Below are 15427 nucleotides of genomic sequence, written 5' to 3' on the forward strand. Positions count from 1 at the left end.
GGTGTACTCACACATCAAGATATAGAGGGGGGAAGACGTGTGGGGGTAATCAGAAGGTACATGGAATTTGTGAAGCCGTATAAATGGAAAATCGTTTTGACGGTTTTAATCGGTATTATTAAATTTTCTATTCCGCTGGTCATCCCGCTTCTGCTGAAATACGTCGTTGACGACATCATCCAGGGGAGCGGAACCACTGAAGAAAAAACATCCACATTATTCATGGTAATGGCGGTTATGTTCGCCATTTTTTTGGTGCTTCGGCCGCCTGTCGAATACTATCGGCAATATTTCGCACAGTGGACGGCAAGCAAGGTGCTTTATGATATCAGGGACAAGCTGTTTGCACACATTCAAAAGCTGAGCCTCAGGTATTATGCAAACACCCGCGCAGGAGAAATCATTTCAAGGGTCATCAACGATGTCGAGCAGACAAAGGAATTTGTCATCATCGGGTTGATGAACGTATGGCTTGACGTGATGACGATTTTTATCGCCATCGCCATCATGCTGACGATGGATGTGAAGCTGACGCTTATTTCGATCGTGCTGTTTCCGCTTTACGGACTGTCTGTTAAATTCTTCTACGGCAGGCTCAGAAAGCTGACGAGAGAACGTTCCCAGGCGCTGGCCGAGGTGCAGGGCCACCTTCATGAAAGGGTTCAGGGGATGCCTGTCATCAGGAGTTTTGCGATCGAGGATTATGAACAGAAGCAATTTGATCACGAGAACGCGAATTTTCTCGGCAAAGCAATCCGCCATACGGCCTGGAATGCCAAAACGTTTGCCGTCGTCAATACGGTTACAGACCTCGCTCCGCTGATCATCATTACGGTTGCGGGTTACCATGTGATTCACGGGTCCCTTACTGTAGGAACGATGGTGGCGTTTTTCGGATATATTGAACGCCTCTACAACCCGCTGCGCCGCCTGATCAATTCATCGACAACATTGACGCAGTCGATCGCATCGATGGACAGGCTGTTTGAATTTATTGATGAACCGTATGAATTAAAAGATAAACCCAATGCTGTAAAAGCAGAGCGGTTAAAAGGAATTGTTGAATTCAAAAATGTTTCCTTCCAATACGAAAAGTCGGAAGAAATGATTCTGCAGAATCTTTCTCTGAAAGCCGAACGGGGCGAAACGGTCGCACTCGTCGGGATGAGCGGAGGCGGAAAATCAACGCTCGTCAGCCTCATTCCGAGATTCTACGATGTCTCAGCCGGAAGCCTGGAGATTGACGGCATCGATGTGCGCGATTACCAGGCGCAGAGCCTTAGAAACCAAATCGGCATGGTGCTTCAGGATACATTTTTATTCAGCGAATCGGTACGTGAAAACATATCGATCGGAAATCCCGAAGCTTCGATGGAAGACATCATTGAAGCGGCAAAAGCCGCGAATGCCCACGATTTTATTATGGAACTGCCGCAAGGCTATGATACAAAGGTCGGAGAAAGGGGCGTCAAGCTGTCCGGAGGCCAAAAACAGCGGATATCAATCGCCAGGGTGTTCCTGAAGAATCCGCCTCTCTTAATTTTGGATGAAGCGACATCAGCGCTTGACCTTGAAAGCGAGCACTATATTCAGGAAGCGATGGAAAAGCTCGCGAAAGACCGGACGACCTTTATCGTTGCCCACAGATTGTCGACGATTACCCACGCTGACAAAATCGTCGTCATCGAAAACGGACGTGTCGCGGAAGTCGGCACACATGATGAATTAATGAGCCGCGACGGCCACTATAAGCATTTATTCACCATTCAAAAATTAAACTAAAACCGCCAAAAGCCTGACTTTCGTTTGAAGCCGAACGATTGTCAGGCTTTTTCTTTCCCTACAAATTTCGTACATATTTCCTATCTCGTCTAAATACAATTTAAAAAATACAAGCTCCGGAGGTGTATAAGTGACAAAAGAAAAATTGCTTGAAGTATCGGATTTATCGATTTCGTTTCACCAGAAAAAGTCTGAAACCCCGATTGTGCAAGGCATTTCTTTCGATCTCCATCCCGGAGAAATCATGGGAGTCGTCGGAGAGTCCGGCTGCGGCAAGAGCGTCACCTCTTTGGCTTTAATGGGGCTGAACGCAAACACCCGAACGACGGGCCGGATCAAGTTTCAAAACAAAGATCTTCTCATGCAGTCTGAAAAAGAATGGAGACAGATGCGCGGCAATGACATCGCAATGGTTTTTCAAGAGCCGATGACCTCCCTCAACCCCCTTTTCACAATTGGCGATCAATTAACAGAAGCACTCTCCAGCCATACCAATATTCATAAAAAAGAAGCAAGAAGAAAAGCCGTTCAAATGCTGGAAAGCGTCGGCCTGCCGAGGGCGGACCAGCTGATGAAGCAGTATCCCCACGAACTGTCGGGAGGCATGAGGCAGCGGGTCATGATCGCAATGGCATTAATTTGCGAACCGAAGCTGCTGATCGCCGATGAACCGACAACAGCTCTCGACGTCACCATCCAGGCCCAGATTCTGTCCCTGCTGAAAAAGCTCAATGCCGAATTTAACACAGCCATTCTCCTCATTACCCACGATCTTGGCGTCGTTCACAATACATGTGAACGCGTGATGATCATGTATGCCGGCCGGATCGTTGAAGAGGGCGGTGTCACCGCTGTTTTTGACAGTCCGAAACACCCTTATACAAAAGGCTTGTTCGCCTCTATTCCGGCATTCACAGACAAATCCGAGCGGCTGTCTTCGATTGAGGGGCAGGTGCCGAAGCCGGGATCGATTAAAAAAGGCTGTATGTTTGCGCCGCGATGCCCCCATAAACATGAACGCTGCATTGAAGAAGCGCCCGGATTGAACAAGCTGAAGGATGATCATGCTGTAAGCTGCTTTCTCTATGAAGAGGAAGGTGTTTTCAAATGAATCGCGAACTGCTGAGCGTTCAAGAGCTGAAAACGTATTACCGCGTGTCCCGTAAGAAAATCGTGAAAGCGGTCGATGATGTTACACTGTCAGTTAAAAAAGGCGAAATCTTAGGGGTTGTCGGGGAATCCGGCTGCGGAAAATCGACCTTGGGAAAATCGATATTGCGGCTGACCGAACCGACTTCGGGAAAGGTGACTTTTCTCGGGCAGGAGATGACAGACCTTAATGCAAAAGATCTTCGCAACATGAGAAGGCATATACAAATGATTTTTCAAGACCCGTACGCTTCGTTAAATCCGCGCATGAAAATAAAGGATATTTTGGAAGAACCGCTGATCGTTCATCAACTCGGAAAGAAGGCGGAAAGGAGAGAGGTCGTGCGCTCGATGCTTGAAATTGTCGGCCTTGATGCTTCATACGGCGACCGGTACGCACACCAATTCAGCGGCGGTCAGAGGCAAAGGATCGGCATTGCAAAAGCGCTGATCACTAAGCCAAAACTAATCATTGCCGATGAACCTGTCTCCGCGCTTGATGTATCCGTTCAGGCGCAGATCTTAAATCTGCTGAATGATTTGCAGGAGGCATTCGATTTAACGTTTCTGTTTATTTCTCATGATCTCGCAGTCGTTCGCTATATCAGCGACAGGGTGGCCGTGATGTATTTCGGAAAGATCGTCGAGATGGCGGACGCCGAATCGTTATTTAGAGAGCCGAAACACCCGTATACAGAAACGCTGTTAGCGGCAGTACCGGTCATCGGCAAAGGCGAAGCGGTTCATACGGCACCGGATATTGCCGAGCCCCGCATGAGTGAAAAGGGCTGTCCTTTTTACAGCAGATGCATGAAGCGGGCAGCGGTTTGTCTGGAAGTGGAGCCGCCTCTTGAAGAGACTGCGGACGGGCATTATGCTGCATGCCATTTTACCAATAAGGAGGCAGTACGATGAAAAAGAAAAGCTGGCTGATCTGTTTGGGAATGATTCTGTCTGTTTCCGCTTTTTTAATGGGATGCTCCGGTAACGAAAGCGGAAAAAACGACGGAGGGACGAACGGCGGAAAAGATACGCTGATCATCGGCAGAGGCGGTGATTCAACATCGCTTGATCCGATCACAACGACAGAAGGCGAAGCGTTTAAAGTGACGATCAATATGTTTGAGACCTTGCTGAATTACGGAGAACAAGACACTACGCTGAAGGAAGGCCTCGCGGTCAAATGGGTCGCTTCAGATGACGGTTTGACCTACACACTGGAGCTGAGGCAAGGCGTGAAATTCCATGACGGAACGGATTTTAATGCAGAAGCCGTCAAATACAATTTTGAGCGGTGGATGAACGGGGATGAAGAAAAATTTCCTTACTACGGCATGTTCGGAGGCTATAAGAAAGATGAGGGGCATGTCATCAAAGATATAAAAGTGCTCGACGACCATAAGATTCAGTTCATTTTAAAACGCCCGCAAGCGCCGTTTTTAAAGAACCTTGCCATGACTTCATTCGGGATTGCGAGTCCTGCCGCCATCGAAAAATACGGCGAAAAATTCAGGGAGCACCCCGTCGGCACGGGCCCTTACAAATTTGTCGAATGGAAGCCGAACGACCGGATCGTTCTTGAAAAAAATGAAGACTATTGGGATCAAGGCAAACCGAAATTGCAGAAGATCATTTTCAGAGCCATTCCTGAAAACTCAGCCCGCTTAAATGCGTTGAAGACGGGCGAAATCGACCTAATGGACGGCGTCAATCCGTCTGATATCGAAAGCATCAAAGCAGACGCCAATCTGAAAACATTTGAAAGGCCTTCAATGAACGTCGGGTATCTCGGAATGACGACGACAAGAAAACCATTTGACAATAAGCTGGTCCGCCAGGCGCTGAATCATGCTGTTGATAAACAGGCGATTATCGATTCCTTCTACGGAGGCCTCGCCGAATCTGCCAAAAACCCGCTCCCTCCTTCACTTGAAGGATACAACGATCAGATAAAGGAATATCCGTATGATTTAAAAAAGGCAAAAGAACTCTTAAAAGAAGCCGGATTCCCGGACGGGTTTAAAATGAAGCTTTGGGCAATGCCTGTTCCGCGGCCATATATGCCGGACGGTATGAAAATAGCCGAAGTGATTCAATCAAGCTTCGAAAAAATCGGCGTCAAAGCGGAAATCGTCACTTACGACTGGGCGACGTATTTGGATAAGGTGAGCAAAGGGGAAGCTGACGCGTTTTTGATGGGCTGGACCGGAGACAATGGAGATCCGGACAACTTCATTTATACCCTGCTTGATAAAGATAATATCGGCGGTAACAACTATACGTACTTCAGCAATGACGAGCTTCATGACATCTTAATCGAAGCGCAGTCAGACCCTGACCAAAAGAAGAGAAATAAACTGTATCAAGATGCGCAGGAGCTCCTCCATGAAGAATCGCCTTGGATTCCGCTTGTCCATTCCACGCCGATTTTGGCCGGTTCAAAAGATATCGAAGGATATGCTCCGCATCCGACAGGGAGTGAAGTATTGTCCGGCGTAGAGTTTAAATAGGTGGTGACAGCCATTGCTTGCGTACTGTTTAAAACGGACGGGGATGCTGATCCCCGTTCTCATTGGCATGACACTGGTCGTTTTTTCGATCATCCGCTTTATTCCCGGCAACCCCGCCCAGGTTATTCTCGGCCAGAGGGCGACAAAGGAAGCGGTGCAGCAGCTGACCATCCAGCTCGGCCTTGATCAGCCGTGGTATGTGCAATACGCCAGATATATCGGGGATTTGCTGAAAGGGGATCTCGGGACATCAATCCGCACGGGAGCGGCGATTACGCAAGAAATAAAGCCGTATTTGTTCGCCACTCTCGAGCTTGCTTTTTTCGCGATGCTGATCGCAGTGTTTGTCGGCGTGAATGCCGGAATCATCAGCGCGTGGTTTAAGAATTCGGTATTCGACTATATCGCGATGCTGGTTGCTTTAATTGGCGTGTCGATGCCGATTTTTTGGCTTGGTCTGATGGGCCAGTGGTTCTTTTCGATCGAGCTCGGCTGGCTGCCGACAACGGGAAGGGAGAATGTCAGAAATCCGGTCGAAGCCTTTACTTACATTCATACACTGGACACCCTTTTACACGGAAGATTTGATCAGTTTGCAGAAACCATCCGCCATTTAATTCTGCCGGGAACTGCTCTTGCCACCATTCCCGCTGCGATCATTGCGAGAATTACGAGGGCCAGCATGATAGAGGTGCTGCAGTCCGATTATATCCGCACGGCAAAAGCAAAAGGCGTGCATATGTTTTTCGTTATCTATAAGCACGGTTTAAAAAATGCGTTCATTCCGGTGTTGACCGTCATCGGCCTCCAAACCGGACTTTTACTGGGCGGCGCGATTTTAACGGAGACGATTTTTGCCTGGCCCGGCATCGGCCGGTACATTTATGATGCGATCAGCTACCGCGACTACCCGGTTATCCAATCGGGCATTCTCGTGATCGCCTTCATCTTCGTCATGATTAACTTCATTGTTGATCTGCTGTACGCTGTCATCGATCCGAGAATTAAATATTAGGAGGCGGGAAATGTGGTTGTGCTTCAAAATGAACAGCAGAGGGAGGACGTGAAGGTGCGTTCGCCTTTGGCGGAACATATTCGGCGGTTCTTTGAGCATAAACTGGCTGCCGCCGGCACGATTTTAGTCGCGCTGTTTATCCTGCTGGCCATCTTCGCGCCGCTCATCGCACCCTATGGAATAAACGACCAGTCACTGTCAGACAGGCTTGCCGCTCCGTCTGCTGAACACCTTTTTGGAACGGACGATTTTGGCAGGGATATTTTTTCAAGGGTGCTGTACGGCGCGAGGCTGTCTTTATGGGTCGGCTTTTTCTCCTGTCTGGCATCGGCCTTGGCGGGGACGCTGTTAGGGCTGATCGCCGGTTTTTACGGCAGATGGGCTGATGCGTTGATTTCGCGGCTGTTTGATATCATGCTCGCGTTTCCCAGCATTCTGCTGGCGATCGCCATTGTGGCGATTCTCGGGCCTTCCCTTGAAAATGCCCTGATTGCCATCGCCATCATCAACGTTCCGACGTTTGGCAGGCTCGTTCGTTCAAAAGTGCTCAGCATCAGGCAGGAGGAATATGTCTTATCTGCGCGTGCTGTCGGGATGTCCAATATGAGGATGATGTTTAAACACATTCTTCCCAACAGCATGGCCCCGGTTATCGTTCAAGCGACACTGAATATTGGAACGGCGATTATAGAAGCGGCCGCGCTCGGATTTTTAGGGTTGGGGGCGCAGGCGCCGAACCCGGAGTGGGGAAAAATGCTTGCGGATGCCCGGCCTTATTTGGCGCAGGCCCCGTGGACATTATTTTTTCCGGGATTTGCGATCATGCTGACCGTGCTCGGCTTTAATCTGATGGGAGACGGCCTGCGCGACACCCTTGATCCGAAAATGAAGGAAGGAAAATAAAAAAACCGGTTAACGTATTCGTTAACCGGTTTACTCTTCCTCAACTTCAAGCTCGCTGTCTTTTTTGTGGTACGTCTGAAAGCTTGTGAGCAAGGTTTCCAAATGTTCAAGCTGTTCTCGGTATTCTACGGTGCTCGCCATAATGGTCAGCATATTGTAGTCCAACAGTTCTTCTTTCAATTTGTCCTGGTTTTTCAGGAATGATTCGGTCAAGTGCTGTTTGTACACGTCTCCTTCTTCGTGAAGGTCGACGTGATCCTGCGTTTTAATCCTGCCGACGAATCTCATTAAAATTCGCTCGTGCCAATGGAGAAGATAATCAAGCTCTTCGACCAGCGTTTCTTGAAATTCTTCAGGCATATGACAAAACTCGTTTTCAAGCCGGTGCAGTTTTTTCAAAGCATCAAGCGCGCGGTTCGATGCAATGATCGCCTGTCTGAACAGCACGAGCTTTCGCTGTTTTACATATGTGGAACGTTTTAAATAGCTTCTTTCTTCTTTGTAAAGCAAGTAAAGGTGATCGACCTTCATCATTTTTTCTTTCAGCTTTTCAATGTCTTCTTTCAGCATGGAGTGTTCCGTTGTCTTCCGCGTCAACAATCTGATCCATTTAATGACTTCATCTGTATTTTCAACAACATGGCTGACGAGCTTCGTTTCATATTTAGGCGGCAGAAAAATCAGGTTGACCAGGAACGCAGACAATACACCCAAAATAACCGTTCCGGTTCTCACCAAGGCAAACCATAAAAAGTTGTCGCCGGAGCTCTCCAATATGGCAATAACGGTGACGAGAGCGATCGAAATTGTATTCTCGATCTTCAGCTTCAGGTTGATCGTAATGACGATTACCGCCGTCAATCCGATGATGATCGGACTGGGTTCGAAAATAAGTCCAAAAATAATGGCTGTGGCAGCTCCGATTATGTTCGCCTGCACTTGATCGACAATCGTCAAAAATGAACGATAGATCGAAGGCTGTATCGCGAAGATAGCCGCGATTCCCGCGAAGACAGGAGTCGGAAGGCCGAGCCAAGACGCGAGGTAAAGCGCAAGCGTAATGGCAATGCCTGTTTTGAAAATACGGGCACCAAGTTTCATTAGGCTGTACTTGCATCCCTTTCTATAATAAAATTCGTTCTTTACAGAAAATGAATTGTATTGAACATTCCCTCTCTGTTAATTTGCCAAACAATAAAGTAATATACAGCGATCTTCCGAAATATTCAACCCATTTTTAAGAAAAAACAAATCATTGACAAAAAAGAAAAACAAGCCGGTGAAAAGTGCCTGTTCACCGCGTTTACAAAGTGCTCCGCATTTGATAAAAAGAGAGCGGACCCGCTCTCTTTTTATATGCGTTGTTTCAATTGTTTAAATGAGTCATCCACGGCTTTAAGCGTCGCTTTAATGTCCTCTTCCGTGTGCGCGGTGGTGATAAACCATGCTTCATATTTTGAAGGCGCAAGATTAACACCGCGCTCAAGCATCAGTTTGAAAAAGGCAGCGAACATTTCTCCGTCCGTATTTTCGGCTTGCTCATAGTTTTCGACTTTTTCGTTCGTAAAGTATACGGTGAGCGCGCCTTTAAGACGGTTGACAGTGATGTTGATGCCGTGGGTTTCGGCGTGTCCCAGGATACCTTCTTCAAGCATAGCGCCGAGGCGGTCAAGTTTTTCGTATGTGCCTTTTTCTTTCAGCACTTCAAGACAGGCGATACCTGAGAGGATCGAAGCCGGATTCCCCGCCATCGTGCCCGCTTGATAAGCAGGTCCGAGCGGTGCGACTTGTTCCATAATCTCTTTTTTGCCTCCGTATGCGCCGATCGGCAGGCCGCCGCCGATGATTTTGCCGAGCGCCGTCAAATCAGGTTTGACGCCAAGAAGATCCTGGGCGCCGCCGTACATAAAGCGGAAGGCGGTGATAACTTCATCATAGATGACAAGCGCTCCTGCATTATGTGTCAGTTCATTGACCTGTTCGAGAAATCCGCTTTTCGGTTCAACGATCCCGAAGTTTCCAACAATCGGTTCAACGAGAACTGCCGCAATATCGTCCCCCCATTTATCGAGCGCTTCTTTATAGCTGTCGATATCATTGAAAGGAACGGTAATCACCTCGTTGGCGATGCTTTTTGGAACCCCCGCTGAATCAGGTGTGCCGAGCGTTGACGGACCTGAACCGGCCGCCACCAGCACAAGATCGGAATGGCCGTGGTAGCAGCCGGCGAACTTGATGATTTTCGTTCTGCCTGTATAGGCCCGGGCGACGCGAATCGTCGTCATCACGGCTTCCGTTCCTGAATTGACGAATCTCACTTTATCCAAGGCAGGAATCGCTTCTTTAAGCATCTTGGCAAATGTCACTTCATGCTTTGTCGGCGTGCCGTAAAGCACCCCGTTCTCAGCAGCTGTTTGAATCGCTTTTGTGATATGCGGGTGAGCGTGACCCGTAATAATCGGTCCGTAGGCGGCAAGATAGTCTATGTATTTGTTGCCGTCTACATCCCAAAAATAAGCGCCGCTTCCCCTTTCCATCGCGACGGGAGAACCGCCGCCGACCGCTTTGTAAGACCTTGAGGGGCTGTTGACGCCTCCGACTATATGTTGAAGAGCTTCTTCATGAAGCTTTTCAGATTGAGTATGCTGCATAATATCCTCCTCATTTCTGCACCTTTTATCTATTTCTATATTGTAACACGAGGCGGACAGAGAGCAAAAAGAAGCCGCCGAACATTTGAACAAGACGGCGCTGTTTTTTATAATGGGGGAAAGCAAGCGATTAAACATAACAGGAGGCAAAACAATGACTGTTGAAATTGGACAAAAGGTGCCTGATATTGAACTGCTGGGTGATCACGGAGAAAAAGTAAAGCTGTCGGATTTTGAAGGAAAGTATGTCGTGCTCTATTTTTACCCGAAAGATATGACGCCGGGATGCACAACGGAAGCGTGCGATTTCAGAGACCGACATGAAAGCTTTGCTGAACTTGATGCCGTCATCATCGGAGTCAGCCCTGACGACCAGACAAGACATGAAAAATTCAAGCAGAAACACGATCTGCCGTTTCTGCTGCTCGTCGATGATGAACACAAGCTCGCTGAAAGCTTTGACGTATGGAAGCTGAAGAAGAATTTCGGCAAGGAATACATGGGTGTTGAACGGTCGACATTCCTGATTGATAAAGAAGGCCGCCTTGTGAAAGAGTGGCGGAAAGTAAAGGTAAAAGACCATGTCGCAGAAGCGCTTCAAGCAGTAAAAGAAATCGCGGAAGCGTAAAGCTCTTGCGGGAGGCCGGACTGTATTTTAGTTTGGTCTCTTTTTACGCTCATATTCGTCTGTCTGACCGGACATGCTGATCATATCGGCCTTTTTCGCCTTAAAAATAGCTTTTTCACAGGGATTGGAATTGACAAAGATTCTGATCAGGAGTTACACTAATTATAAACGTTATAATGTAAGAATTTTTTTTAGAAGAGAGGTGCATGACGATGGCTGAACATAACCTGAAAGAAGCGTTGGAAGCGTTGAAGGAAACCGGGGTGCGAATTACTCCTCAACGTCATGCCATTCTGGAATTTCTCGTGAATTCTATGTCTCATCCAACTGCAGATGATATATATAAAGCTCTGGAAGGGAAATTTCCAAACATGAGCGTAGCAACGGTTTACAACAATTTGCGGGTTTTTAAGGAATCAGGGCTCGTTAAGGAATTAACGTACGGAGATTCCTCCAGCCGGTTTGACTTCGTGACATCCGAGCATTATCACGCAATTTGCGAACGCTGTGGGAAAATCGTCGACTTTCATTATCCCGGCCTCGACGAAGTGGAGCAGCTGGCTTCACATGTGACAGGATTCAAAGTCAGTCACCATAGACTGGAGATATACGGTTTATGTCAGGAATGCGACAAAAAAGAAAGCCATTAAAAAGAGCTGGCCGCTTTTTTAACGGTCAGCTTATTTTTATTGCAGTATCTACTGAGACTTTCGATTATACGATTCGTTAAACTCTTTTCCTTCGAGGTTTTTATCCAGTGTCAGAGGCTCCCTGCAATGCATGCACATATCGACCCGGCCTAAAATCTTGGTCGGTTTTTCACAGTTTGGACAGACGACTTGAACCGCTTTCGTTGAAAGCATGCCGATCCAAAAATAAACCGCTGTGCTCAACAAGATAGACAATACCCCCAAGATCATAAACACCGACATCAAGAGGATCGAGGACCTAAAAAAGATCCCGACATACATAATAATGAAGCCTATAAATACAAGGCTTAACGCAAACGTTCTGATTTTGTTGATTTTGCTAGAGTATTTTGCCATATCCATCCCCCTGTCTCTAATATAGCATAGAAAAGATGTGTTATTCTTTAATTAAAACGAATCAATTGGAAAATTTCTATAGAGAGTTTTGGGGAAATTGATTATAATAATTCAATGTGTTTTCAAAATAAAGGAGTTTTTATTGGCTCGTAGAAATAGGTAGAAACAAGAGAGAAGCTTTTAGAGCAACGCATTTACATCGTATTGGAGGAATGGTGATGGAAAATCTTCTCCGTCCGATTTACCAAGAAAGAGCAAGCCGCCCTGACACACTCGCTGTCATGCTGATTGAGAGGAGAAATCAAACCTCATCTGCGACAGATAATTTTGATGCGGCATTGTTGATTATCGTTAATAAGGCTGAAGACCCTGTATTCGTGAAGCATTATGAGTTCGACGGAAAAACGGCTTCTCTTCATATTATTTCTGTTGAACAGCTTCAGGAATGGATTTTGCTCGGAACAAATAGAAGAATCATAGACTGGGTCCTCAATGGAAAGGTGCTTTTCGACCGAAACGAATTTATCGCCAAGCTGATTGAGCAGCTTAATACATTTCCGTTTTCAGAAAGAAAACTAAAAATCGGACTTGAATATGGGAAATTAATCAGAAGATATATAGAAGGGAAATCGTTTTTTGAGGACGGTCAATTTTTGGACGCCTACAATTCCATCGTACACGCCCTCCATCATTTGGCCAGAATCGAAGTGATCGATAAAGGTTTTCACCCAGAAGTTACGGTATGGAACCAAGTCCGCCACATGGAGCCTCAGGTTTATAAATTGTATAAGGAATTAATTGAGAGCAATGAAAGCTTGCAAAAACGGCTGGAGTTATTATTTCTCGCAAGCGATTTTCTCATTCATTCAAAAGCCGAAATCGGGGCCGCACATATTCTCAATGTCATGGATGAAAAAGAGGTTTGGCAATTTGCCGATCTTCTCAAGCATCCGGATCTCAAGTATTTCACGGCAGACCTGGGAGTCATACTGGAGTTCTTGGCTGAAAAGGACTTAGTCGGAGTCAAGCCGATTGAGACAAAGGGCCAAAAGATTTTTCACCGAGGATATTTTATCAAAAAAAGTGTTGACACTAATTTATAACGGTGATATATTATTAAGCGTCGCTGTTAGCGGAACGGTTTTTGAACTGAAAGCAGCAGCGACGAAAAAACAAAAAAACATTTGACACTCCTTGTTGAAAATGTTATACTAATAAAGTCGCTTCGGACAGGAGCGGAAATGATCTTTGAAAACTAAACAAGACAAACGTACCTGTTAATTCATTAAATAAATCGCACATGCGAATGTGCGTAGTCATTATCAAACTTCATGGAGAGTTTGATCCTGGCTCAGGACGAACGCTGGCGGCGTGCCTAATACATGCAAGTCGAGCGGACAGATGGGAGCTTGCTCCCTGATGTTAGCGGCGGACGGGTGAGTAACACGTGGGTAACCTGCCTGTAAGACTGGGATAACTCCGGGAAACCGGGGCTAATACCGGATACTTGATTGAACCGCATGGTTCAATTATAAAAGGTGGCTTTTAGCTACCACTTACAGATGGACCCGCGGCGCATTAGCTAGTTGGTGAGGTAACGGCTCACCAAGGCAACGATGCGTAGCCGACCTGAGAGGGTGATCGGCCACACTGGGACTGAGACACGGCCCAGACTCCTACGGGAGGCAGCAGTAGGGAATCTTCCGCAATGGACGAAAGTCTGACGGAGCAACGCCGCGTGAGTGATGAAGGTTTTCGGATCGTAAAACTCTGTTGTTAGGGAAGAACAAGTACCGTTCGAATAGGGCGGTACCTTGACGGTACCTAACCAGAAAGCCACGGCTAACTACGTGCCAGCAGCCGCGGTAATACGTAGGTGGCAAGCGTTGTCCGGAATTATTGGGCGTAAAGCGCGCGCAGGCGGTTTCTTAAGTCTGATGTGAAAGCCCCCGGCTCAACCGGGGAGGGTCATTGGAAACTGGGGAACTTGAGTGCAGAAGAGGAGAGTGGAATTCCACGTGTAGCGGTGAAATGCGTAGAGATGTGGAGGAACACCAGTGGCGAAGGCGACTCTCTGGTCTGTAACTGACGCTGAGGCGCGAAAGCGTGGGGAGCGAACAGGATTAGATACCCTGGTAGTCCACGCCGTAAACGATGAGTGCTAAGTGTTAGAGGGTTTCCGCCCTTTAGTGCTGCAGCAAACGCATTAAGCACTCCGCCTGGGGAGTACGGTCGCAAGACTGAAACTCAAAGGAATTGACGGGGGCCCGCACAAGCGGTGGAGCATGTGGTTTAATTCGAAGCAACGCGAAGAACCTTACCAGGTCTTGACATCCTCTGACAACCCTAGAGATAGGGCTTCCCCTTCGGGGGCAGAGTGACAGGTGGTGCATGGTTGTCGTCAGCTCGTGTCGTGAGATGTTGGGTTAAGTCCCGCAACGAGCGCAACCCTTGATCTTAGTTGCCAGCATTCAGTTGGGCACTCTAAGGTGACTGCCGGTGACAAACCGGAGGAAGGTGGGGATGACGTCAAATCATCATGCCCCTTATGACCTGGGCTACACACGTGCTACAATGGGCAGAACAAAGGGCAGCGAAGCCGCGAGGCTAAGCCAATCCCACAAATCTGTTCTCAGTTCGGATCGCAGTCTGCAACTCGACTGCGTGAAGCTGGAATCGCTAGTAATCGCGGATCAGCATGCCGCGGTGAATACGTTCCCGGGCCTTGTACACACCGCCCGTCACACCACGAGAGTTTGTAACACCCGAAGTCGGTGAGGTAACCTTTTGGAGCCAGCCGCCGAAGGTGGGACAGATGATTGGGGTGAAGTCGTAACAAGGTAGCCGTATCGGAAGGTGCGGCTGGATCACCTCCTTTCTAAGGATATTATACGGAATATAAGACCTTGCGGTCTTATAGACAGGTGCGTTTAGATCTTGTTTAGTTTTGAAGGATCATTCCTTCAAAGCGTGTTCTTTGAAAACTAGATAACAGTAGACATCACATTCAATTAGTAATGCAAGATATCACGTAGTGATTCTTTTTAACGGTTAAGTTAGAAAGGGCGCACGGTGGATGCCTTGGCACTAGGAGCCGATGAAGGACGGGACGAACACCGATATGCTTCGGGGAGCTGTAAGCAAGCTTTGATCCGGAGATTTCCGAATGGGGAAACCCACTGCTCGTAATGGAGCAGTATCCATATCTGAATTCATAGGATATGAGAAGGCAGACCCGGGGAACTGAAACATCTAAGTACCCGGAGGAAGAGAAAGCAAATGCGATTCCCTGAGTAGCGGCGAGCGAAACGGGAACAGCCCAAACCAAGAGGCTTGCCTCTTGGGGTTGTAGGACACTCTGTACGGAGTTACAAAGGAACGAGGTAGATGAAGAGGTCTGGAAAGGCCCGCCATAGGAGGTAACAGCCCTGTAGTCAAAACTTCGTTCTCTCCTGAGTGGATCCTGAGTACGGCGGAACACGTGAAATTCCGTCGGAATCCGGGAGGACCATCTCCCAAGGCTAAATACTCCCTAGTGACCGATAGTGAACCAGTACCGTGAGGGAAAGGTGAAAAGCACCCCGGAAGGGGAGTGAAAGAGATCCTGAAACCGTGTGCCTACAAGTAGTCAGAGCCCGTTAACGGGTGATGGCGTGCCTTTTGTAGAATGAACCGGCGAGTTACGATCCCGTGCAAGGTTAAGTTTGAAAAGACGGAGCCGCAGCGAAAGCGAGTCTGAATAG

General features: G+C 47.6%; 12 protein-coding genes and 2 rRNA genes (1 of these 14 only partly in view). 11 read left to right on the plus strand and 3 right to left on the minus strand.

What is annotated here, in order from left to right:
• Nucleotides 1–39 precede the first annotated feature (39 nt).
• The 6 genes from M1D67_RS04680 (at nt 40) to M1D67_RS04705 (ending at nt 7359) form a co-directional block, all read left to right on the plus strand.
• Entirely contained in the window at nt 40–1782 is a 1743-nt protein-coding gene (locus tag M1D67_RS04680) for an ABC transporter ATP-binding protein (protein ID WP_020450630.1), read from the plus strand.
• Between the two features lie 130 nt (nt 1783–1912).
• Nucleotides 1913–2893, plus strand: coding sequence for an ABC transporter ATP-binding protein (locus tag M1D67_RS04685; RefSeq protein ID WP_479831635.1), 981 nt, complete (start codon nt 1913–1915; stop codon nt 2891–2893).
• Nucleotides 2890–3846 (plus strand): ABC transporter ATP-binding protein, encoded by a 957-nt coding sequence (locus tag M1D67_RS04690; protein WP_479831636.1) that lies wholly within the window; start codon nt 2890–2892, stop codon nt 3844–3846. The genes M1D67_RS04685 and M1D67_RS04690 overlap by 4 nt, the downstream gene beginning before the upstream one ends.
• Entirely contained in the window at nt 3843–5441 is a 1599-nt protein-coding gene (locus tag M1D67_RS04695) for an ABC transporter substrate-binding protein (RefSeq protein ID WP_144497580.1), read from the plus strand. The genes M1D67_RS04690 and M1D67_RS04695 overlap by 4 nt, the downstream gene beginning before the upstream one ends.
• A gap of 13 nt (nt 5442–5454) precedes the next feature.
• A complete protein-coding gene (locus M1D67_RS04700; RefSeq protein ID WP_020450634.1) occupies nt 5455–6456 on the plus strand; it encodes an ABC transporter permease in 1002 nt (333 codons plus the stop codon).
• Between the two features lie 12 nt (nt 6457–6468).
• Nucleotides 6469–7359, plus strand: a complete 891-nt coding sequence (locus tag M1D67_RS04705; RefSeq protein WP_020450635.1) for an ABC transporter permease — start codon at nt 6469–6471, stop codon at nt 7357–7359.
• Nucleotides 7360–7389: 30 nt separating this feature from the next.
• On the opposite strand, the gene M1D67_RS04710 is transcribed toward M1D67_RS04705, so the two are convergent.
• Nucleotides 7390–8460: an FUSC family protein gene (locus tag M1D67_RS04710; RefSeq protein ID WP_020450637.1), complete on the minus strand. Its 1071-nt coding sequence runs from the start codon at nt 8458–8460 to the stop codon at nt 7390–7392.
• 251 nt (nt 8461–8711) lie between these two features.
• Nucleotides 8712–10010, minus strand: coding sequence for a glutamate-1-semialdehyde 2,1-aminomutase (locus M1D67_RS04715; protein WP_026580616.1), 1299 nt, complete (start codon nt 10008–10010; stop codon nt 8712–8714).
• A 154-nt stretch (nt 10011–10164) separates the two neighbouring features.
• Here M1D67_RS04715 and bcp point away from each other — a divergent pair, with 154 nt between their 5' ends.
• Together bcp and perR are read left to right on the plus strand one after the other, a co-directional pair.
• Nucleotides 10165–10638, plus strand: coding sequence for a thioredoxin-dependent thiol peroxidase (bcp, locus tag M1D67_RS04720; protein WP_023855987.1), 474 nt, complete (start codon nt 10165–10167; stop codon nt 10636–10638).
• Between the two features lie 212 nt (nt 10639–10850).
• Entirely contained in the window at nt 10851–11288 is a 438-nt protein-coding gene (gene perR / locus M1D67_RS04725; protein WP_003179961.1) for a peroxide-responsive transcriptional repressor PerR, read from the plus strand.
• Nucleotides 11289–11336: 48 nt separating this feature from the next.
• Here the strand turns inward: perR and M1D67_RS04730 are convergent, their stop codons facing one another.
• Nucleotides 11337–11684, minus strand: coding sequence for a YgzB family protein (locus M1D67_RS04730; RefSeq protein WP_020450640.1), 348 nt, complete (start codon nt 11682–11684; stop codon nt 11337–11339).
• Nucleotides 11685–11902: 218 nt separating this feature from the next.
• Here M1D67_RS04730 and M1D67_RS04735 point away from each other — a divergent pair, with 218 nt between their 5' ends.
• The 3 genes from M1D67_RS04735 to M1D67_RS04745 all read left to right on the plus strand — a co-directional run.
• On the plus strand, nt 11903–12787 hold the full coding sequence (locus M1D67_RS04735; RefSeq protein ID WP_020450641.1) for a nucleotidyltransferase-like protein: 885 nt from the start codon (nt 11903–11905) through the stop codon (nt 12785–12787).
• Nucleotides 12788–13012: 225 nt separating this feature from the next.
• Nucleotides 13013–14562, plus strand: a 16S ribosomal RNA gene (locus M1D67_RS04740).
• A 171-nt stretch (nt 14563–14733) separates the two neighbouring features.
• Nucleotides 14734–15427, plus strand: a 23S ribosomal RNA gene (locus M1D67_RS04745); it runs 2236 nt beyond the window's last position.
• The 16S and 23S rRNA genes sit together here, the layout of an rRNA operon.

The sequence above is a fragment of the Bacillus sp. PK6-025 genome, from assembly GCF_056530265.1.